General features: G+C 47.0%; 16 protein-coding genes. All 16 read right to left on the bottom strand.

The features are described from left to right. Positions 1-6: 6 nt before the first annotated feature. Complete coding sequence (locus ACEN8J_RS01155; RefSeq protein ID WP_049817084.1) at positions 7-1,989, bottom strand: heavy metal translocating P-type ATPase; 1,983 nt, start codon at positions 1,987-1,989, stop codon at positions 7-9. 430 nt (positions 1,990-2,419) lie between these two features. Beyond that, positions 2,420-3,871 (bottom strand): aldolase/citrate lyase/malate synthase family protein, encoded by a 1,452-nt coding sequence (locus tag ACEN8J_RS01150; RefSeq protein ID WP_029519225.1) that lies wholly within the window; start codon positions 3,869-3,871, stop codon positions 2,420-2,422. A 305-nt stretch (positions 3,872-4,176) separates the two neighbouring features. Continuing rightward, the gene (locus ACEN8J_RS01145) at positions 4,177-6,513 is read right to left on the bottom strand and encodes a heavy metal translocating P-type ATPase (RefSeq protein ID WP_495594181.1); all 2,337 of its coding nucleotides are present in this window, start codon (positions 6,511-6,513) and stop codon (positions 4,177-4,179) included. 188 nt (positions 6,514-6,701) lie between these two features. After that, positions 6,702-7,070 carry an ArsR/SmtB family transcription factor gene (locus ACEN8J_RS01140; RefSeq protein WP_007432172.1) on the bottom strand — a complete coding sequence of 123 codons (369 nt, stop codon included), beginning with the start codon at positions 7,068-7,070 and terminating at the stop codon, positions 6,702-6,704. Positions 7,071-7,219: 149 nt separating this feature from the next. Beyond that, entirely contained in the window at positions 7,220-8,344 is a 1,125-nt protein-coding gene (locus tag ACEN8J_RS01135) for an NADH:flavin oxidoreductase (protein ID WP_495594180.1), read from the bottom strand. A gap of 185 nt (positions 8,345-8,529) precedes the next feature. Next, positions 8,530-8,865: a cytochrome o ubiquinol oxidase subunit IV gene (gene cyoD / locus ACEN8J_RS01130; protein WP_029519230.1), complete on the bottom strand. Its 336-nt coding sequence runs from the start codon at positions 8,863-8,865 to the stop codon at positions 8,530-8,532. After that, positions 8,866-9,474, bottom strand: a complete 609-nt coding sequence (cyoC, locus tag ACEN8J_RS01125; RefSeq protein ID WP_013373104.1) for a cytochrome o ubiquinol oxidase subunit III — start codon at positions 9,472-9,474, stop codon at positions 8,866-8,868. Next, positions 9,474-11,450: a cbb3-type cytochrome c oxidase subunit I gene (locus ACEN8J_RS01120; RefSeq protein WP_025723659.1), complete on the bottom strand. Its 1,977-nt coding sequence runs from the start codon at positions 11,448-11,450 to the stop codon at positions 9,474-9,476. Before ACEN8J_RS01120 ends, cyoC begins: the two co-directional genes overlap by 1 nt. Before the next feature lie 25 nt (positions 11,451-11,475). Continuing rightward, complete coding sequence (cyoA, locus tag ACEN8J_RS01115; RefSeq protein ID WP_029519232.1) at positions 11,476-12,459, bottom strand: ubiquinol oxidase subunit II; 984 nt, start codon at positions 12,457-12,459, stop codon at positions 11,476-11,478. Between the two features lie 344 nt (positions 12,460-12,803). Continuing rightward, positions 12,804-13,052, bottom strand: coding sequence for a hypothetical protein (locus tag ACEN8J_RS01110; RefSeq protein WP_029519233.1), 249 nt, complete (start codon positions 13,050-13,052; stop codon positions 12,804-12,806). Positions 13,053-13,272: 220 nt separating this feature from the next. Next, on the bottom strand, positions 13,273-14,619 hold the full coding sequence (locus ACEN8J_RS01105) for a GH1 family beta-glucosidase (RefSeq protein WP_029519234.1): 1,347 nt from the start codon (positions 14,617-14,619) through the stop codon (positions 13,273-13,275). Between the two features lie 5 nt (positions 14,620-14,624). Beyond that, positions 14,625-17,096, bottom strand: a complete 2,472-nt coding sequence (locus tag ACEN8J_RS01100; RefSeq protein WP_495594179.1) for a glycoside hydrolase family 95 protein — start codon at positions 17,094-17,096, stop codon at positions 14,625-14,627. Positions 17,097-17,201: 105 nt separating this feature from the next. Then, entirely contained in the window at positions 17,202-18,896 is a 1,695-nt protein-coding gene (locus ACEN8J_RS01095; RefSeq protein WP_039273751.1) for an ABC transporter substrate-binding protein, read from the bottom strand. Positions 18,897-18,969: 73 nt separating this feature from the next. Next, positions 18,970-19,872 (bottom strand): carbohydrate ABC transporter permease, encoded by a 903-nt coding sequence (locus ACEN8J_RS01090; protein ID WP_029519239.1) that lies wholly within the window; start codon positions 19,870-19,872, stop codon positions 18,970-18,972. 15 nt (positions 19,873-19,887) lie between these two features. Continuing rightward, positions 19,888-20,901, bottom strand: a complete 1,014-nt coding sequence (locus ACEN8J_RS01085) for an ABC transporter permease (protein ID WP_029519240.1) — start codon at positions 20,899-20,901, stop codon at positions 19,888-19,890. A gap of 512 nt (positions 20,902-21,413) precedes the next feature. Then, entirely contained in the window at positions 21,414-21,830 is a 417-nt protein-coding gene (locus ACEN8J_RS01080; protein ID WP_209949899.1) for a cupredoxin domain-containing protein, read from the bottom strand. Positions 21,831-21,859 lie beyond the last annotated feature (29 nt).

Here is a 21,859-nt window from a genome sequence, read left to right as displayed (position 1 = left end):
TTAGCCCTATGACCGTAATAAGCGCAGGCCATTCAAAATAACCAGTAATGTGCTACCTTCATGCCCAATAACCCCAAATGGCAGGGCTATATCTTGCACAAAGTTGCTGATCACAAGCAGCAAAATGACACTTACCGCAAAGATCATATTTTGTTTAACCACCCGCTGCGCCTTGCGGGCCAGTGCTACCGTCGGAGCAATCTCCTCGATTCCATCGTTCATCAGCACAACGTCTGCGACCTCCAGTGCGGCTCCGCTGCCATGCATCCCCATGCCTAGTCCTACGGTTGCCGCTGTCAACGCAGGAGCGTCGTTCACACCGTCGCCGACCATGACGACATGCCCGTACTGCTCCCGCAGCATGCGAATATGGCTGACTTTGTCCTCCGGCATTAAGCCAGCATACACGGCGTCAACTCCGGCCTGCGCCGCGATCACAGCGGCCGTTTCTGGACGGTCCCCGGTTAGCATGACAACCCGGATACCCTGCGCTTGCAGTCGTTTCACGGACTCTTGGGCCTGCGGACGCAGCTCGTCGCGTAGTGCCAGCATTCCGGCAATCCGATCATTCGCGAGGATGATGGATACGGTTTTGCCCTCAGCTTCCAGCCGGGCCCGACTCTCCATCCACTTTGGCTCTGCCAGAGAACCAGGTTCATCCAGTACATTTGTACGCCCAATTTTCCACTTCACCCCACCTATGATGCCTTCCATTCCCCATCCGGTGAGTGCCTGCACTTCTTCGGTTGGAAGAAGATCTCTCTGTCCCAAATCAGCTTCGGCTTTGGCTACAATCGCTCGCGCCAGTGGATGCAAAGAATAGCTTTCAATTGTGGCGACCATATGCAATAACTCATCGGCATCGTATTCTGCGGCGGTAATCCAATCCGTGACGACAGGTGACCCCATCGTTAACGTGCCTGTTTTGTCAAAAGCAACAACAGAAGTCAATGCCATATTCTCCACATGTGCACCACCTTTGAACAGGATGCCCCGTCGGGCACGGTTGGAAATGGCCGATAGCATTACTGGCATAATGGATGATACGAGCGCACAGGGGGAGGCCACGACGAGGAACACCATAGCCTTGTAAAACGCTGCTGCCCACGTCCAGCCTAATGCTATGGGTGCACCGGCAATGACGATCAGCGTGACAGCAACAACAATTCGAGCGTACACCGATTCGAACGTTTTAATAAAACGCTGGGAATCAGGAACTTCGGTCTGAGCCTCTTCCACCATACGAATGATTTTCGAAAATAAAGTGTTCTCTGAGGACTGACTAACCTCCACATATAGCACCCCTTCTCCATTAATGGTGCCCGCATATACCTCGTCACCTTCCACCTTATTTACCGGAATAGATTCACCGGTAATCGATGCCTGATTCACTGCCGAAACGCCCTTAGAGATTCGGCCGTCCGCCGGAATCAGTTCGCCCGGCTTCACCAGCAGCAGGTCGCCTGGCAACAGCTGCTCAATGCCGACCGTTTCGGTCCCCTCGCGAGACAAGCGCAAAGCCGTTTCCGGCTTCAACGCCATAAGCTCAGAAATATCCTTACTACTACGCTCGGTGGTATAGCTCTCCAGCGCACCGCTGAGTGCAAAAATAAAGATCAGCATGGCTCCTTCATTCCAATAGCCAATGGCCGCAGCTCCTAGGGAGGCAGCAATCATGAGCAGGTTAACATCCAGATCATGTTCTCGGATCAGTGTTTCGACTCCTTCCCTGGCTTTGGACCAGCCCCCAAGGGCATAGGACACCACATACAGAATGACCGATAGCCATTGCCACCAATGTGAGACTCCCCATGCCATCAACATCAGCAATCCACTACCTAGAGCAGCTTGCATCTCCTTGTTTTTCAGCATACTTTTAAGCTGAAATTGCGGCTTACGATTCGGACCGGGTCGTCCGCTGCCACTGTTTTTTGAAAGGGTTCGGTTAGAGGGAGACAATGTATCTTGTAATCGTTGAACAGCTTGCATCATGTCACGTTCCTTTCCATATTTTGTTCCTTGTACTAGCATCTCATTGAGAATGATATCCATTGTTAAGTGCCCTAAAATAGCACATGCTGCTTCGGGAAGCCCGAAGCAGCATGTTTAGCAAATGAGAATGATAATCATTTTTGCGTCTATACAATTATTTTGGTTTAGAGAAACTTTTGTTTTATTATATACCTTTTCTTTTCCACTTGTAAACCAGCAATGGTCTAAATAAAAAAAGATACCCGCGCAAACACCGCAGGTATCCTCCATATTTAGAGCATCCGATTCAGGATTTGCAAAAATCGATTCCAGTCGCTCCAAAGTGTAATATATAGACGAACTAGGCCATTTCGATCTATATTTTGTTCTTTGAAAATCGCTTATTGGATTTTTGCAAAATCCTCTATTACATGAATTCAGGTTATCTTCAGGCTAAAGGAAACTTCCACGCATGGTTGTGTGCAGCCCCAGAAGTGCGCTGACGATCTGCGGGCTGTTGCAGTCCCAAACGCGCAGCTGCAAGGCGTGCGGCGGGAACTGCTGTGTCCGGGCAAATGACCCCCGTCAGCTCATTCTCCCAGATCGAAATCCCATCCAGAGACTGGTTAATTTCATCTATTGCTACCCATAAAGGAAGCTCGGGCTTTACACGTCGAACAGCTTCCATTATGCATTTTATCGTATCACTAGTATTCTCATGACCATCGACACCGGGTGGAATCAACTGATCCTCAGTCCTAATATCATCGGATGGAGTTGGTATGACTTCTAAAATGACCGTATCGGCAAAACGTGTCAGATCTGCAGCTTGAGCCACCTGCTTGATATGTCGTGCACCCACTTTGGATATGTTATTGGGGTTGGCTGACTCCTCCGACCGTGCGGCTTCCTTGTTCCATGTTGGGCTTATGTTAGGCACCAAAGACGGGGCAACTGTCAAAAGCACGCCTACCCGATATGGAATGCACCGAAGACGTCCGCATAAGGTCTGCTCCGCAACGCCGTCAATCCAGTCTCGGGTTGCCCGGAATTCGTCCACGTCAGCCGGATTGCGTACCATAATCTCCAGCTTGGGTTCTCCCCCCTGCCGCACGCTCCGCAACGCCGCACGCAGTAATGCCTCCAGCTGCATATCTTGCAAGCTGCCAATACCCACTGCATTGTTCTGCTCCATTAGGGCAACAGTGAGTGGCGATCCGTTCAGAGACTCGAATAAGCCTTCATACTCTGTTTCCAGCAAGCTGATAATCCGGCGGGACAAATGCTCACACAATCCAGGCAGGCCAGATGCCTGGTTAAAGGTTTTGTACGTGTCAGATGCACGAGAGCCGGGAATAAGGATGGGGTCGGGCTCCCCGTCAGGGGCATGAATCGTCTGTCCAGACTCAGCTACGTCCAGATAGGCATAGCATAATTCCCCAACGCGGCCAGAGGCCTGTGACAAGGGGCCATGCAGAAGACTATAACCGTCGAAACTGCCTATTTCTGATGCTGTCTCTGTACTTATACGACTCATACTTGTAGGAGCATCGGCATAAATCCGTATGAAGGTACGTCTGTATTCATCGCTCCATTTTAGGAGTGTACCCATTGCTTGCCCAATATCGTTGCCGCTATTCAGCATCGTTTCCCCAAGTAATTCGGGATTCGCAGCCATCAAAGCCTCCGCTCGGCTGATTACGCCCTGCTCAGCTAAACCAACCAGCCAGCCCAACGGATCTTCCCCCTGCGTAGCAGATACTTCATGGCTGCCTGCCCTTAGCGTCTCCATAGCCAACCTCTGTGCAGCAGTCTCCATAACCGACTCTGGATCTTTGAGATCCCGGCTGTTTTTGCCGCCCAACAGCTCTGCGAATACATGCATCAGTTTAGCCTCCATGCTATTAATCCATCCTTTCTTCCGTCAGCAAGTTGGCACACACGAATTTGAGTACCCCTCCAAATAAGGAAAACGCTTACTCATAATGGAGCAACCGAATCTTACATGGGCCTTACTTGTAAAGCCCCTACCTTAACGTATTAGGCACGCCACGCATTTATACATCTGGGCACAGCTCCCCTACAACCCACAAGTAATCTCTATACTGCTGGTACAAGACCACTCGAAAAAGGAACCTATAAAATAAACACCCCCGGTTTTCACAGGATGCCTACATCCGATGTTAACCCGGGGGTGTTTATTTTTTACTCGTAAGAACGAACCTTCAATACACGCATCACATTCAATACGGCTAGCAATGTTACACCTACATCGGAAAATACAGCCTCCCACATCGTAGCAATACCGAATGCTCCCAGCGTAAGAAACACAGCTTTGACACCTAGTGCAAAAATGATGTTTTGCCATACGATACGACGTGTGCGCTTGGCGATATGGATGGCCGTAACCAGCCTTGAAGGCTCGTCGTTCATGATTACGATATCTGCCGCCTCAATCGCAGCGTCCGAACCCAAGCCACCCATCGCTACACCGACATCGGCCAGCGCCAGTACGGGTGTATCATTGATTCCATCGCCCACGAACAAAATTTTGTCGCTCGTTTTTTTACTTGCAGACAACTGCTCGATGGCTTCGGCTTTGTGCTGAGGTAACAGCTCTGCCCTTACTTCATCCAAACCCAGCTGTCGTCCTACATTCTCGGCAACTGTCCGATTGTCACCCGTCAGCATGATGGTTTTCACCACACCCAACTTTTTCAGTGAAGTAACCGTTTGGGCTGCGTCTTCCTTAACCTCATCTGAAATCAGAATGCACCCGGCATACGTTCCGTCTACCGCCACATGTACGACCGTTCCTTCATCCAGCGTCCCTGCTTGCTGCGCCACGTTAAAAGCAACATGTTCCCGCTCCATCAGCTTGGCGTTCCCGGCCGATACCAGACGACCATCTATTTGTGCCTGAATCCCGTGACCGGATATTTCACTATACTGCTGAACCCGTTCTGCTCTGAGTTCTTTACCGTAGGATTCACGCAAAGATGCAGCAATAGGATGTGTCGAATGCAGCTCCGCCAAAGCGGCGGTTTCGAGCAGGGTTTCGTTTGTAAAATCCCCGGCAGGATAAATCCCTGTTACACGGAAAACACCTTTGGTGAGTGTGCCTGTTTTATCAAAAACAGCGTATTTTACATGATTCAGAGCTTCAAGATAATTCCCGCCCTTGATCAGAATACCTGAACGGGAGGCTGCCCCGATTCCCCCAAAGAAGCCCAATGGAATAGATACTACCAGCGCACATGGACAAGAAATAACGAGGAAAACAAGCGCACGGTACACCCAATCTGCAAATTGTGCACCTGGCACAACAAGCGGTGGAACAACCGCCAACAACAGCGCTACAATAACCACTACGGGAGTATAGTATCTGGAAAATTTCGTGATAAACTTTTCAGTCGGCGCTTTTTTGGCACTCGCATTTTGCACTAATTCCAAAATTTTAGAGACCGCGGATTCACTAAACTCTTTGCTAACCTCTACCGTTAGAAGCCCGTTCGTATTGATAAATCCACTCAACACGCTACTTCCTGGCTCCACAGTACGAGGCACCGATTCACCAGTCAACGCAGAGGTATCCACATGCGATTTACCATCTACAACTTTACCGTCCAGTGGGATCTTCTCGCCTGGCTTAATCACAATCAAATCCCCAATGCGAACGTCTTCTGGAGACACTCTCCGTACGGACTCAGCCGTCTTCAGGTTCGCATAGTCCGGTCTAATATCCATCAGATCACTGATGGACTTACGTGAACGGTTAACTGCAACACCTTGAAACAGTTCTCCGATTTGATAAAAGAACATGACAGCTACGCCTTCCGGGTATTCCCCAATCGCAAATGCACCAACAGTAGCCAGCGTCATCAGGAAGTACTCGTCAAAGGCCATTCCACGCACCAGACTGCGTGCAGCCTGCAAGACAACATCACCGCCAACGATGATATATGCCAGTAAAAATAGGGCCAGCTTGCCTACACCTTCGACAGGTAACCACCAGGCAACAGCCGCAACGACCGCACCAATAGCCAAACGCGCAATCATGCGGCGCATACCGTTCGTACCGTGATCATGCGTATGCCCAGCGTGGCTATCATCTCCATGCGAATGTGAATGAGCATGGGTGGATTCACCATGTTTGTGCTCTGCATGGTGGTTGTGATGCTCGTGTGTATGTCCTTCACCTTCATCATTATGCTCATGACCGCATGCACAATCCTCTACGCTATCTGATTGTACTGCACCAGCATGGCTTCGACTGTCTTCATGTAGGTGGCCCCGGGCACTTTTTACCACCATCCGAACATGTGGCTCAAGTCTATGAACCTTCCGTTCCGTCTGGCGAAAAACCTCTTCTTTTTGATCCGAACTTGTGGTCATCGTCAACGTTTTCGTAACAAAATTGACCGAGCAATCCATGACCCCTTCTATTTTACTGACTCCATTTTCAATCTTGAGCGCACAGTTGGCGCAATCCAAACCTTCCAAAATCCATTCATGCCGTTCCGTTCTTTTTAGAGCATCCATAATCATTGGCCTCCAATTAACTATATATGAGCAACTGTTCATATATTATTTATTAAGGTCATTATATTCAGGATCAGGGTCAAAAGTCAATGACATCTAGCCCTTTTTAACAAAAAAATCGACTTCAACGGACAAACGCCAAAAGAGCGCCAATCGCTTGGCGCCCTCTGTTGTTTTATCCCAAAAGATTATTGATGTGATATGTGTTGATGGGTTTGCAAAAAGATCTGCTCCACATGATTATCATCCAGTGAATAAAACACCGTTTTGCCTTCTTTGCGTCGTTTGACAATACGCAGGTTGCGCAAATAACGAAGCTGGTGGGATACCGCAGATTGTCCCATATTGAGCACCTGGGTCAGATCATGAACACACAGTTCTTTTTGTGCCAGGGCATAAATCAGCTTGATTCGTGTCGGGTCACCCAAAGCTTTAAACAGCTCCGACATTTTGTATGCGATGGAATCCTCAACAAGGGAAGATTTTATGCGCTCGATTTCCTGATCTGAACCGTGACAAGCCGGCTCGCAATCCAAAGCTTCCGTTTCAGAATTCATCCTTTTCACCCCGTGTATTTCGACTTGATGCTCCTATTATAGCAAATTCGTAGAGTTTACGAATAGCTTATATTACAGCTTGCCCTGTAACAGAAGACTTCCAAGTCTCAAATGCTTGCCTAACGCTATAGCTTTACAGTACATAAAGCTTAATTCAGCGTCTTTAATACTTCATCACTGTAAGGAATAATTTCTTCTATTTGTTGATCACGTAACTTCACCGCAAACGCTGGATCAACCAGCAAAGCACGTCCAACCGCAACCAGATCAGCTTCCTCTCGTTCTACTTGCCCCACGAGTTGTTCTAATCTTGCCTCTACACTACTGGATTGTTCGGTTTGACGATTATTATTTTTTTCAAAATCACTCAAAAACGCCTTCTCCAAGCCAATGGAGCCTACAGTAATAACTGGCTTACCTGTTATCTTTTTCGTCCAAGCTGCCAGGTTTAGATCGGACCCTTCAAATTCCGGTTCCCAAAAACGGCGGCTTGAGCAATGGAATACATCCACTCCTGCCTTCACTAATGGAGCGAGAAACTGTTCAAGTTCCTGAGGTGTCTGTGCCAGCTTTTCTTCATAGTGGTACATCTTCCACTGGGAGAATCGCAGTATAATTGGGAAATCCGGCCCTACTGCACGACGACAAGCCCCAATGACCTCCACCGCAAACCGAGTACGCTGGACCAGATTGCCTCCATATTGATCGGTACGCTTATTCGTTTTGTCCCAGAAAAACTGATCAATTAAATAGCCATGTGCTCCATGGAGCTCAATACCGTCAAAACCCACTCGCTGGGCATCGGCAGCGGCCTGAGCATAGGCTGCGATAATATCAGCAATCTCGGTCTCGGTCAACGGCTCAACTACCTTTTCACCGGCAGGAGAAATACCGGACGGACCGACAGGCAATGCCTCGGGATTCGGTTGGTTATCCGCACCTATTTGGCGAGCTGTACCCACATGCCAGAGCTGCGGTATAATCTTGCCACCTACCGCATGAACCTCCTCGACTACCTTGGCCCACCCCTTTAATCCCTCACCATAAAAATTAGGAATGCTGGTGTGCTCTACAGCTGCGGGATGATTAATAGCAGTTCCCTCCGTAATAATCAAACCAACCGCATTTTCTGCACGCCGACGATAATACATCACCACGTCAGGCCCTGGGATACCTTGAGGAGAAAAATTTCGTGTCATTGGCGCCATAACAATCCGATTGGGAAGAGTTAAATTACCTGCCTTAAAAGGTTTAAACAGTAATTCTGTGTTCATTACTTTTCCCTCCGCTCTCCACTAGTATTATCGTTTTCACTCTACTGTTATACAATTCCATTTTACACATATGTAAACTTGAGTTCAAGAAGCCACAGTTTTAATTTTAATAAGCAACACAAAAAAAGAAGAAGCGGTTCTAAGTCCGCTCCTTCTTTCCTAATTAGTTTGTACTTGTGTGATTTTTAGTGTGCTACCATGTTGTATTCCATAATCCATACTGAACCACCAACGACGGTCAACAGGATCACTACACCAAGAATCAAGGTCATAACATTCCAACGTGGTCCATTGCTTTCACGGATGTGCATGAAGAAGAAAAGCTGAACCAGAAATTGCAGCACTGCCGCGGCTAAAATAACAACCATGGTCGAAGTGCGGCTCAACATATGATTCATCACCACGAAGAGAGGAATGATGGTCAGTACGATGGACAGAATAAACCCGATAACATAGGATTTCACTGAACCGTGAGAATCATCATGACCATGCGAACCCGCTCCTGATTGATGCTGTGCCATCTACATCACCCCCATCAAATAGACGACTGTCAGCAAGAAGATCCAGACAGCGTCCAAAAAGTGCCAGTACAAGCTCAATGCCGAAACTTTCCCCTTCGTCTCTGGTGTAAGCCCGCGTTTTTTCAACTGGAACATGAGTCCAATCATCCAAACCAGACCTAACGAAACGTGAAGTCCGTGCGTTCCGACTAGAGTGAAGAATGCCGACAAGAACGCACTGGTTCCAAAATTGGCTCCTTCGTGTACCATTTCAACAAACTCGTAAACTTCAAAACCGATAAAACCAAGACCCAGGATCGCTGTTACGATTAACCAGCTGATTAATCCCTTCATGCTTCCTTTGTTCATAGCCAACACAGCCAGACCACTTGTGAAGCTGCTCGTGAGCAAGAGGAACGTTTCAATAATAACGCCCGTCATGTTAAACAGCTCTGCGCCACCTGGTCCTCCGGCCGTGTTATTCCGAAGGACAACGAAGGTTGCGAACAAGGTACTGAACAGGATTACGTCCGTTACGAGGAAGATCCAAAAACCAAGCATCTTCAGCTCTTGCGGATCGTGATGCCCGTGGTCATGATCATGGCTGTGATGTGCTGCAGCTTGTGCCATTATACAGACCCCCTTATTGCCGCTTCCGTGCGTTTTACTTCATCCGCAGGGATATAGTAGTCGCCATCGTAGGAGAAGAACGAACGGCAAATCATACAAATTGCCACACCGATCAGCCCTGGAATATAGAAGAACGACCATCCGAATACGAACCCGAAACCTGCAATGAAAAAGAATACCGACATAATGAATGGAATCGCCGAGTTTTTCGGCATATGAATCGCTTCAATTGGCGGTTGCTTTCTGAAAATACCTTTTGCACGTTTATCTTTTTCTGCCCACCAGTCATCACGTTCTTCTACTTGTGGAATGGTAGCAAAATTGTATTCCGGTGCAGGTGAAGGTATCGACCATTCCAACGTATGGCCACCCCAAGGGTCGCCTGTTGTATCCTTCAGCTTGCGGTAATTCTTGATGCCCAGAAGAATTTGAAGAACCTGGAACAAGAACCCAATCCCCATCAGGAATGCCCCAACGGTCGAAACGAGGTTAAGCGGCTGCCAGCCGGTATCCCAGCCATAAGTGCTCAGACGACGCGTCATACCCATCAGACCGAGAGAATATTGTGGAATAAAACATACATAGAAACCGATGTTCCAGAACCAGAAAGCCCATTTACCAGGCGTTTCAGGCAATGTGAAACCGAACATTTTAGGCCACCAATAGTACAGACCTGCCAAGTAACCAAACACTACACCACCAATCAGAGCGGAGTGAAAGTGAGCGATCAAGAAGTAACTGTTATGGAACTGGAAGTCAGCAGGCGCTACAGACAACATGACGCCCGTCAAACCAGCAATCAAGAAGTTCGGAATAAAAGCAATTGACCACATCATAGGGGTCTTGAATGTAATCTTACCCCGATACATCGTGAACAGCCAGTTAAATACTTTAACCCCTGTCGGTATAGCGATAACCATCGTCGAAATCGCAAAGAATGCATTAACATCTGCGCCTGATCCCATCGTGAAGAAGTGATGCGCCCAGGTGAAGAAGGACAGGATCGCAATCATGAACATAGCGTAAACCATGGATTTGTAGCCAAACAATTTCTTTTTGGAGAATACACTGATGACCTCGGAATAAATACCGAAGGCAGGCAAAACTACAATGTATACCTCAGGGTGACCCCACATCCAGATCAAGTTGATATACATCATCGGGTTACCGCCGAAATCAAGCGTAAAGAAGTGTCCTCCTCCAAAGCGGTCAAGGAACAGCAATGCCAAAGTAACCGTCAGAATCGGGAATGCGAAAATGATAATAACACATGACGAAAATACGGACCACGTAAAGACAGGCATTTTCATCCAAGTCATACCAGGTGCACGCATTTTAATAATGGTCACAATAAAGTTGATCCCCGTAGCCAATGAACCTATACCAGAAATCTGAATACCCCAGATATAGAAGTTCTGACCGACGCCAGGACTAAATTGCAGTTCTGAAAGCGGTGGATAACTCAACCACCCTGCATCTGGCGAACCGCCGATAACAAAGGACAAGTTGAACAACATCGCTCCCATAAAGAAAAGCCAAAAGCTCAATGCGTTCAGGAAAGGAAACGCAACGTCGCGCGCACCAATTTGAAGGGGTACGGCGATATTAAACAAACCAAACATCAACGGCATCGCCATAAACAGGATCATGATCGTGCCGTGAGTTGTGAAAATCTGATTGTAATGCTCAGGATGCAGAAGTGTCACATCCGGTGTAGCCAGTTGAACACGCATCAATAATGCATCCACGCCTCCGCGGAATAACATCAAGATGGCCGCAAGAATATACATAATACCGACTTTTTTATGGTCAACAGTAGTCAACCAGTTTTTCCAAAGCCAGCCCCATTTTTTGAAATAAGTGAGCACAAACACGATCCCGATCGTCGCTAATGCGATGGAGACGTCCGCTCCATAGATCATTGGGTCTCCAGTAACGAAGAAAGTGGATGCAAACTCTTTTATTTTGTCAAGCATTGGGGGCCTCCTTCCTTATAATCATTTAATTGTGTCCGCTCATATTCATATGACTCATGTCCATTCCAGCATGATCTTCTGTGCCGGACTTGGTTGAATCTTCTGTGGATGTAGCTCCGCCATGTCCAGCATGGGGGTTAGGAGCCCCTTCCACTACATACTTGTTGACAATCTCTTTGAACAAGCCATCTGGAATCGAAGAATACTCATCAGGCTGGGACAAACCTGGTTTTGCAAGCGCCAAATAGCCGTCTTTCGTCAGCGGCTTAGACTGCTTCTTGATGTCAGCGACCCAGTTTTTATACTCTTCATCCGACTGGACCTCTACATCAAAACGCATTTGTCCAAAATGCTCACCGCTAAAGTTTGCACCCGAACCAAAGTAAGTTCCTTCGTGATCGGCCTGCAAATGCAGTTTCATAGCCATGCCTGACATGGTGTAGATTTGTCCGCCCAATTGCGGAATCCAGAACGAGTTCATCGGTGCGTCAGCAGTCAGTTCAAAACGGACTGGAACACCTTTAGGAATGTGAACTTGGTTAACTGTAGCTATACCTTCCTCTGGGTACATAAAGAGCCATTTCCAGTCCAGTGAAGTCACTTGAATGGTTACTGGCTTTTGCGTACTTGCCAACGGCTTGGAAGGCTCCAGCAAGTAGGTATATCTTGCAGTAATAACCGCAATAATACAGATAACGATAATTGGAATAGCCCACCATGTGGTCTCCAGCTTTTTGCTGTCATCCCAGTGGGGTTGGTACTTCACCTTGTTTGTCGGTGTATCACGATACCGCCAAATGATGAAGAAAGTCAAAATCATGACCGGTACAATTATTAGCGCAGACAATGCCGTTGTAAGAATGATCAGCTCTTTTTGTGCTTGCCCAATGGGTCCTTTCGGATCGAAAACAACGTATTTTCCGCCAGCATAAAAACACGTCCAAATGAGCAATGCTACCGTGAGCACGGTCAAAACCAACGCAATAATCGCTTTTGGTTTTTTGTTCATGTTGTTCCCCTCTCCTTAAATAATAAATTACTCAAAACTTAACGAACTCCTGTAATGTTGCCCCTATATAAGATAGCAGAAAAGCGGCCACTTTTTTTATTGTTAACAGAATTGTCGATTATTTGTCCGATTTTTGTGAAAAATATCTCTAAAAATAAAATTTCTCTTGCAAATTCAAAATATATTATAATTCAAAGATGACATATTAAAAACGTTATTTGTGTATCTTAAAGAAGTTATATTAAAGAAAAAAGCGGGACTCCCTACAGTTATCATCCTACACTGCTCGAAGCCCCACGTTGTTGTTTTCAGTATATATTTGCTTTAAATCATTTTTAATTTTATTAACTGCGACCGTTTTCCTGGTCTTCCTTCTTGCGTGCAATGACAAATGATTTCCCAACGAGAAAAATAAAAATCCCGGCAACAACGCAGCCAATGCCTGTCATTAAATATATATTTCGATCAGTCAAATTTCCTATATCAAGCAAAATAAGGATAATACCTGCAATACAAGCGATCAAAGCGATAACAGATACCGTACGGCTCATCTGCCCGTCAGTTGATCCTGATTTTCTAAAATTTGCAGCCATCCCCTCCACTCCCTTCGGTCCAAAATAATTTTAACGCCCTCGTTCGGTATTTTTGTCAGTATGCACACATCTTGCTTCTTTATTCCCTTTGGTCTCTACATACCTGAAACAACCCTCTGCATATCCTGACTATTATTACCCCGGAAGACCCAGTATTCAAACAAAAGGGAATGAAGACAGATCCGTCTTTGCTATATTTTTTAAAAAAATTGCTCTTCGTTTAACGTCTGGTCTCCAACCAGTTATTACTTACTATATTTCGATACCAATAGTAACTTTCCTTCGGGGTGCGGACCTGTGTGCGAAAATCGACATGAATCATGCCAAATCTCATATTATATCCCTCTGCCCACTCAAAATTGTCCATAAGTGACCATGCCATATATCCTTTGACATGAAGGCCGTCATGAATCGCCCGGTGTACCTGCACCAAATGCTGCTGCATATACGAAATGCGACGGTCATCCTGAACCTTGCCATTCACGACATCATCGTTGATACAAGCCCCATTCTCTGTGATATAAATATCGAGGTTACCGTATTTTTGCAAATAATGCAGTACCTCGTACAGCCCACGCGACTCCACTGGCCAGCCGATATCTGTTACAGGTAGCCCCATATTGATTTCTTCAGATTGAAGAAACCCGGCTTCAGGATTAAAGCGATTAACCGACATACTATAGTAATTAATACCGATCATATCAATAGGCTCGCCAATAATATCCATATCACCATCCTGAATAGGCACGGTAGCTCCCTGCTCCGCGAACCAGTCTACCAAAAACTGAGGATACGAGCCTTGATAAATAGGTTGAAGAAACCAGTCACTGTGCAGGGAAATGGTGCGCGCACAAGCAGCTTTATCTTCCTCAGATGTACTGTAAGGGACAGCCCATGAGACATTGGGAGCGATACCGATCTGGCCACTGGTGCCCAGCTCACGGAAGCGGCGCACAGAAAGACCATGTGCAACTAGCAGATGATGTCCTACATCAATGGCTGTCTGAAGATTTGTCAGACCTGGGGCATGAACACCCAGCATATTGGATAAAAAGGCGATACACCACGGTTCATTGAATGTTAGCCAATGGTGTATTTTACCGTGGAACTCGCGGAACATCGTTTCTGCATACTGGACAAATGCTTGAATCGTGTGACGATTCTCCCATCCTCCAGCATCCTGAAGCGCTTGAGGCAGATCCCAATGGTACAGTGTACAAAACGGTTCAATCCCGTTTTCGTTCAACAAATCGACTACGCGATGATAATAGTCCAATCCTTCTTGATTGACTTCACCGTCACCATTGGGAAATATACGCGGCCAGGACACGGAAAAACGGTATGTACGAATGCCCAGCTCCTTCATTAGGCGGATATCTTCCTCGTAGCGATGATAGCTGTCACAAGCTACATTGCCGTTATCACCGTTGAATACTTTGCCAGGCGTATGGGCAAAGGTATCCCAGATCGACAAGCCTCTCCCATCCTCCTCATAAGCTCCTTCGATTTGATAGGCTGCCGTCGCGGTGCCCCACATAAAGTCCTGCGGAAATTGAAAAATGGTCATATTGTCTATTCCTCTCCTTCAATTATAATCGTATGTCCGTTCGTTATTTCCTGTTCTTTGGTAAAAATCCATGACAAAATAAATCCTCCGTGCTCAGGATCAGGCAGAGCCTGACGAGCATCTGCGCTAAATGGATGTGCACTGCGAATCGTGCAGCTTCCTGCTGAGATGGATGTGGCCAGTTCTGCACGGACAAGCCGGGAACCGGACCATTCCATGCCGACCGTCATCCCGCCATGTCCCTTCAATCCACTGACCCGTCCCTCCGGCCATGCCGTTGGCAGGGCAGGCAGTAACGTCAGCTCTCCCGGACGGCTTTGTAGCAGCATTTCTGCGATCCCCGCCGTCGCACCAAAATTACCGTCGATCTGAAAAGGCGGGTGAGCGTCAAATAAATTAGGATAGGTCGATCGCGACAGCAACGTGCGAACATACCGATGTGCGGCGTCGCCATCTTCCAGTCGAGCGTACAGATTAATCAACCAGGCACAGCTCCATCCGGTATGCCCACCACCGTGATCAAGCCGTCGACGCAACGATATGCGAGCCGCCTCAGCTAGCTCCGGGGTATCACGGATGTGAATTTGTCGACCAGGATATAACCCATATAGATGCGAAACATGTCGATGCCCAGGCTCCGCTTCCTCAAAATCGACAAACCATTCCTGTAGCTGACCGTGGCGACCAATTTGATAGGACATTAATCTGTCTCGTGTCTCCTCGCAGCGGTTGCGGAACTCATCGTCTAGTTCCAGCAGATCCGCAGCTTGAATGCAGTTCCCCAACAGCTCTCGAATCAGCGTCATATCCATGGTAGAGCCCATAGATATACTGCAATCCTCGCCATCCGTCGTTTTGAATTTATTTTCAGGTGATGTGGATGGGGACGTCACAAGCTGACCCTCCGGGCCTTCTACGAGCCAGTCCATGCAAAAGGCTGCCGCCCCCTTCATGAGCGGATAAGCTTGTTCTGCCAAATAGGCTGTATCCAAGGTAAACAGATAGCGCTCCCATAGGTGAGCAGTTAGCCATACACCTCCAAGCGGCCAAAATGCCCAGCTGGCATGGCCCCCTGAAGGTCCGGCGTATCTCCACACATCTACATTGTGATGAGCCGCCCATCCTTGAGCACCATAATGGATGGAGGCTACCCTCCGTCCCGTACGAGCCACTTCTCCAATCATGTGCAGCAAGGGTTCATGGCACTCGGCAAGATTGCATACTTCTGCGGGCCAATAGTTCATCTGAGTATTAATATTGGTTGTATAATTACTGTTCCACGGCGGCTGCACCCGGTCATTCCAGATGCCCTGAAGATTGGCAGGCTGACTCCCCGGACGCGAGCTACCCATGAGCAAATAGCGGCCATACTGAAATAACAGCACTTCCAGCCCCGGGTCGGCCTGACCTTTCTGATAACGTTCTAATCGCAGATCGGTCGGTAGAACGAATTCGTCGGTTAGAGTATCACCTCCCAGTTCTAATGCAACGCGGTCAAACAGCTTTCGATGATCCTGTTCATGGCGTTGCCGCACCTGCTCAGTTCCCAGCGAAATTGCTCCGTCTAAAATGACTTGACATGCTTCTGCTGACTCCGTTGCATCACTATTCGGCATAGCGTGAAATCCCCTAAATCCAGTAGCTGCTGCCAAATACACCGTGATTTTATCTGCGCCTGAGATGATCAGCGCACCATCAGTGTCCTTCGTCAAGGTTCCTCCCTCGGGAATAACCCTCGCCTGAACTGCAAAAGCCATCCCCAAATCATTTTCATAAACGACAGACTGTGGATGATCACCGTGATAATTAGATTCGACATGACTGGGCGCTCGTCCAGTCAATGTCATAAAGTCCCCGGATGGCTCCTCGGATGGATCATCCTCTTTATCGCTATCCCATTTGGTTGAATCACCAAAATGTACATCCTCTCCAACCTCGTCTTCACAAGGATGGGGGGAAGTGATGCGCACGGATGCATGGATCTTCCCAAGCTTATTCGCAGTCAGTGACACCATGATGATTCCATCTGGCGCACTGGCGATAACTTCACGGGTATAGCGGACTCCATCACTCTGAAAAGTGACGGCTGCGGTTCCGGTCAGCAAATCCAGTTTCCGTTCATAATGCACAATTTCCCCTAGGCCCTCCTGCGTAATCCACAAATCTCCCAAAGGCTGATAGGCTTCCGTATCGCGACCTAGCATATTCGTATTAATCAGTTGTTCCGCTTCCTTGTATTTTCCATCTGCAATCAGCTTTCTGGCAGGCTGCAAATATCGCAATACATCATACTGAACGCCATCTCTAGGAAACCCGGACCAGAGCGTATCCTCGTTTAATTGCAAATGCTCCTCTCTGATTCCGCCAAATACCATAGCTCCCAGCCTTCCATTGCCGACTGGCAATGCTTCCTCCCATACCTCAGCAGGCTGGCGGTACCATAAACGCAGGGATTGTGGCTTTTCGCTTTTCATCACATCAAAACCTCCCCTATCAGGATTAAACAGAGCGCTAATCCTGTATGGACCCCAAGGACAAGCGCTCTGTCATTCCGGCATTCAAATCTCGTTAACAGCAGTCAGCTATTTAGAAGCCTTACCGCTCCATAACTCCACTCTGTCCTTCACCAGTTGCGTGTATTGCTGTTCCATTTGGACAGCTCCGGCGGCATCCAGTTCTTTAATCATGTTGTCGTATACCGTATCAAAATTGGAAGCTGGTGCTAAAATAGCTTCGGGTATACGTTTGCGGATAATGTCGGTCGTTTTTTTGAATGTAACGTTATAGTTGGATTCATTGTCTGTTGTCAGGTTATAGGCTGCGCCCCAAGGCTTTACATCAAATTCTTTCTTGTCTGGGAACAGATCTTTCCACGTTTTTACGCCATATGCTTTAAGGGATTCTTTCTCCGGCTTCGAATAAGCCGCGATAATTTGCTCCGGGAATTTGGCAGTATAGTAGTTACCCGTAGGGTCCTTCACGCCGTCACCATAGTGTCCGCTGATGAGCGTGTACAAATCTATACCCGTGGATTTGCTGAAGTTGGTTGCATTGTTCGTTTTTTGCTCCAGCACATCAGCCGGAATGATGCGTTTGCCATCTTTGATCTCATAATGCTTGCCCTCGATCCCCCAGTTCACTAGCACCTGTCCTTCATCGGAAGCTAAATAATCAAGGAATTTTATAGCCCGCACCGGGTCCTTGCAATTTTCCGTAATACCTACACCATAACCGGACACGAAGCCCATATCCTGAAAGGAACGATCCTTGTATTCCTCCGAAAGTGTAACTGGAAAATGCGCGTAGCTGGCATCAGCCTTACCGGACGCTTTTAATGCATTTTCAGCATCCTGATACCCCCACTCCTGGTCAATCAGACCGAGGACACGGCCGCTGGCAATTTTGGATTTGTATTGATCACTTTTTTGCACAAACGAATCTTTATCGAGCAGCCCTTCATTGTACATGTGGTTCAACCACCGAAAATATTCCTTTTCTTCTGGACGTTTGTAATGAAGTTTGGCTTCAAATGTTTTGGGATCAATAAAATATTCACCATCATCCGGCGCTCCAGTCGTCTGGAAGGCAGGATTCGTTACGGTAATCATAATTCTCCAATCATCTGCATCCAGCGTGAGTGGGATTGTTTTTTTGCCATTGATCGTCGGATGCTTGGCAGTATAGGTTTTGAGTACGTTTTCATAATCCTGTAGCGTTCTTACCTTTGGATAACCTAACTCCTTGAGCACCTTATGCTGAATTTCAAATCCCCCTGTCGCGTCAAAACTTTCCTGTCCCACACCTGCATACGTAGGAAGGACATAGATGGATTGATCCTTATTACTGTATTTCAAACGATCCATATAGGGTCCATATAGCTTTTTGAGATTAGGTGCGTGATCGTTGATCAGATCTGTCAGATCAATCATGGCCCCCGCATCCACAAGCTTATTAATATTCGCTTTAGGAGAAACCAAGTCCGGGTATTCTCCACTTGCTGCCATCAAAGCAATTCGGTCATCTCCACCTCCACCGCTGACATCAAATTCCGCATTCAAGGTTACACCTGTTTTCTTGGTGATTTCCTTGCCTATTTCATCCTTCATTCCGTTCCATTGTGGGCTTGTATCTGCTCCGAAGAAGCTAAACGTAATCGGGTCTGTACCGCTGGATGTGCTCTCCTTCGCTGCTTTATCGCTTCCCCCACAACCTGCGAGTGCGGTAAGTGACACCGCGAGCAAGGGAATCAGTGCAAATCTGGACCAGTGTTTTTTCATGTATAAATCCTCCTATATTCTTATGATGACTTCTCCTGCAAATAACTACTATTTACTGCCAGAATCCTGGCTTTTATGATTTCACTGCCCCCAGCGTCATACCGCCTACAAAATACTTTTGCAAGAACGGATACACCATCAGGATGGGGAGCGTAACCGTAATCGTGATTGCCATTTTGATCGACTCTGGTGAAATTTGAGCCATTTGTTTAGCCATGTCGTTGCTATTCGTCATACTGGAGCCGCCTTGCTGCGTACTTTGCAGTATTTTCATCAGCTCATACTGTAACGTCGTCCATTGCGACGCCCCACCGTTGTATAAATACGTATCAAACCAAGCATTCCACTGACCTACTGCCAGAAAAAGAGCAATCGTTGCCAATACTGGTTTGCACAGCGGCAAAATAATTCTCCAGTAAATCGTAAAATCATTTGCTCCATCGAGTTTGGCAGACTCCTGCAACGCATACGGCAAACCATCCATAAAGGAACGAATGACAAACACGTTAAATGCACTGATTAAGCCTGGAAAAATGTACACCCAAAACGAACCTAGCAGATGCAAATCCCGCATCAAAATAAACACGGGCACCATCCCGCCGGAAAAATACATCGTCAACGCCAAAAACGTAGAAATAAACTTACGAGCACGAAACTCGACCCGACTCAATGTAAAAGCAAGCATAGATGCGCAGATCAATCCGAGTACCGTCCCGACCAAAGTACGAAGAATAGATATTTGCAGTCCCTGAAGAAGGCCATCGTACTGGAAAATCGTTTTGTAATTTTCGAGCGTAAATTGGCGGGGCCATATATAAATACCACCACGAACCGTGTCCGTTGAATTGTTCAGGGAAATCGCAAGTACGTTCAGAAACGGGTACAGCGTCAACACCACGATCAGAGCCATGAGGATATAGTTGAACAGGTCAAACAGCTTCTCAGACCGGGTAGCATTAAATGCCTTATTCGTCATTTCGCTTCTCCCTCCCTACATGATGCTTTCTTTGGTCAGTTTTTTGAATATACCGTTCGCCGTAAACAACAGCAGAATGCTAACCAGCGAGTTGAAAATACCAATTGCCGTCCCGTAAGAGAAGCGCCCCAAATTAATCCCGTAATTGAGCGCGTACAGATCCAGCACCTCGGAATAATCCGTCACAAGACTATTGCCAAGCAAGAACTGCTTTTCAAAACCATTGCTCACCAGATGTCCAATCGCCATAATGAACAGAATGGCAATCGTCGAGCGGATACCCGGCAGTGTAATATGCCACATCTGTCTCCAACGACTCGCTCCATCCACGCGCGATGCTTCATACTGTTCTTGATCAATTCCGGTGATTGCAGCTAAATAAATAATCGTATTCCAACCTGTCTCTTTCCATATGTCGGAAGCGGTTACAATGTACCAGAACCAGCTCCCCTTTGCCATGAACTGAATCGGTTCATCCACAATATGAAGCGCTACCAATACATCGTTGACAATGCCTCCGTCAATGGACAGCATCTTGGTGACCAAGCCGGCCACAACTACCCAGGATACAAAATGCGGGAGGTAGGATATTGTCTGCACAAACCGTTTGAACAGCATACCACGCAGCTCATTTAACAGAATTGCAAAGAAGATCGGTACGACAAAACCAAATACAATCCCCATCAGGCTCATCGCTAGCGTATTGCGTAATACCAGATAAAATCGTTCATCCTGAAATAGCTCAATAAAGTTATCCAGCCCTACCCATTTCTGGTCCGTAAAAGATTTGGCTGGCTTATAATTTTGAAACGCCATCGTCCAGCCCCAAAGCGGAAGATAGCTGAAAACAAACACCCATATGACGAAAGGAATGGACATAAAATAAAGATACTTTTGCTGCTTCACACTGTCCCACAAGCCTTTTTTACCACGGTCAGGCTTCGGGCCGCGAGCCTTGCGTGGTCTTCCCCTATTGGATTCAGGAATCAAAGCACTATTGTTGGAAGCGGTTTCAGTTGAAGATCCCATAACAAGCTCCTCCTCATCTCTAGATACTATTATCATACTTTGCTGGCTTGGAAGCGGATACCCGACGAATTAGGAGAAAAATCAGTTCAAAATTAGATATATGGGATGAAAAAAATTACATTCGTGCCACTACGCATGCGGATGGTGCTTCCCATCGCTGTTGTCCCCGGATTTCTTGAATAAGCACACAAAGGTAGAAAGCCGGGGACAGTTTATGCTTGCGATGCGAGCTTTCCTGCAGAAAGCTTTAAGGCGACCGCTTCGCTTGTCCAGCACATTCCGCCTGTTCCGTTCTAATGTAAATTCCCTGAAAGAAGTCTTGTAAAAAACAAAAGATCAGCAATGTAAGCTGATCAGAGGTAAAGGGTAAAGGATAAAGCATAATGCAAAAAGGATAATGCATACTGCACCACAGGTGGTGGATGGTATATACACACTGTCGCAATTAACCTAATGATTGATTGAAGGAAAAAAAGCTTTCTGGCATCAATGTGCCAGAAAGCTTTTTTGATTTATTTTACTGTGATGGTCCCGTAGTACATGTACATACCGCAATTGTACTCATATACGCCTGGTTTCAAGTCCTGGACGGTAAAATAATTATTTTCGTGATCCAGGTAAACGTCCATTCCGATCTTCAACGACTGCACTTCATCAATGCAAGTGAAGGATGTCATTTTCTTGAAATTGATTTTGGTTGGAACGCCGGCTTTCACTTCAATATTTTTAGGATAGAAACCGTCCCCTTTTACACCCACTGTAACAATCTCATATTTAGTTTTGTCTGGCTCTTCCTGAGCTTGTTTAGGTTGAATGGCCGGAAACGACGACACGCTCCCCTGAAAATAAAACAAGACAAACCCGCCCATGCTCAGGGCTACAAAACCAATCAGCATCAAATGCCAATGCTTAGAGATTAGTGTTTTCATTCATATCAGCCTCTCCAGTTGAATGTCTG

The organism is Paenibacillus sp. Paensp38, assembly GCF_059491915.1.
Note: the sequence above shows the minus strand (reverse complement) of the source record. Positions and strands in the feature narration are given on the sequence as shown.

Bases quoted from the DNA above. Each gene is read 5' to 3' on its own strand.
- ACEN8J_RS01080 (WP_209949899.1), bottom strand. From the start codon at position 21,830: ATGAAAACACTAATCTCTAAGCATTGGCATTTGATGCTGATTGGTTTT.
- ACEN8J_RS01110 (WP_029519233.1), bottom strand. From the start codon at position 13,052: ATGGCTGCAAATTTTAGAAAATCAGGATCAACTGACGGGCAGATGAGC.
- ACEN8J_RS01150 (WP_029519225.1), bottom strand. From the start codon at position 3,871: ATGGAGGCTAAACTGATGCATGTATTCGCAGAGCTGTTGGGCGGCAAA.
- ACEN8J_RS01145 (WP_495594181.1), bottom strand. From the start codon at position 6,513: ATGGATGCTCTAAAAAGAACGGAACGGCATGAATGGATTTTGGAAGGT.
- ACEN8J_RS01105 (WP_029519234.1), bottom strand. From the start codon at position 14,619: ATGACCATTTTTCAATTTCCGCAGGACTTTATGTGGGGCACCGCGACG.
- cyoC (WP_013373104.1), bottom strand. From the start codon at position 9,474: ATGGCACAAGCTGCAGCACATCACAGCCATGATCATGACCACGGGCAT.
- ACEN8J_RS01135 (WP_495594180.1), bottom strand. From the start codon at position 8,344: ATGAACACAGAATTACTGTTTAAACCTTTTAAGGCAGGTAATTTAACT.
- ACEN8J_RS01085 (WP_029519240.1), bottom strand. From the start codon at position 20,901: ATGGGATCTTCAACTGAAACCGCTTCCAACAATAGTGCTTTGATTCCT.
- ACEN8J_RS01155 (WP_049817084.1), bottom strand. From the start codon at position 1,989: ATGCAAGCTGTTCAACGATTACAAGATACATTGTCTCCCTCTAACCGA.
- ACEN8J_RS01140 (WP_007432172.1), bottom strand. From the start codon at position 7,070: ATGAATTCTGAAACGGAAGCTTTGGATTGCGAGCCGGCTTGTCACGGT.
- ACEN8J_RS01095 (WP_039273751.1), bottom strand. From the start codon at position 18,896: ATGAAAAAACACTGGTCCAGATTTGCACTGATTCCCTTGCTCGCGGTG.
- ACEN8J_RS01090 (WP_029519239.1), bottom strand. From the start codon at position 19,872: ATGACGAATAAGGCATTTAATGCTACCCGGTCTGAGAAGCTGTTTGAC.
- ACEN8J_RS01120 (WP_025723659.1), bottom strand. From the start codon at position 11,450: ATGCTTGACAAAATAAAAGAGTTTGCATCCACTTTCTTCGTTACTGGA.
- cyoA (WP_029519232.1), bottom strand. From the start codon at position 12,459: ATGAACAAAAAACCAAAAGCGATTATTGCGTTGGTTTTGACCGTGCTC.
- cyoD (WP_029519230.1), bottom strand. From the start codon at position 8,865: ATGGCACAGCATCAATCAGGAGCGGGTTCGCATGGTCATGATGATTCT.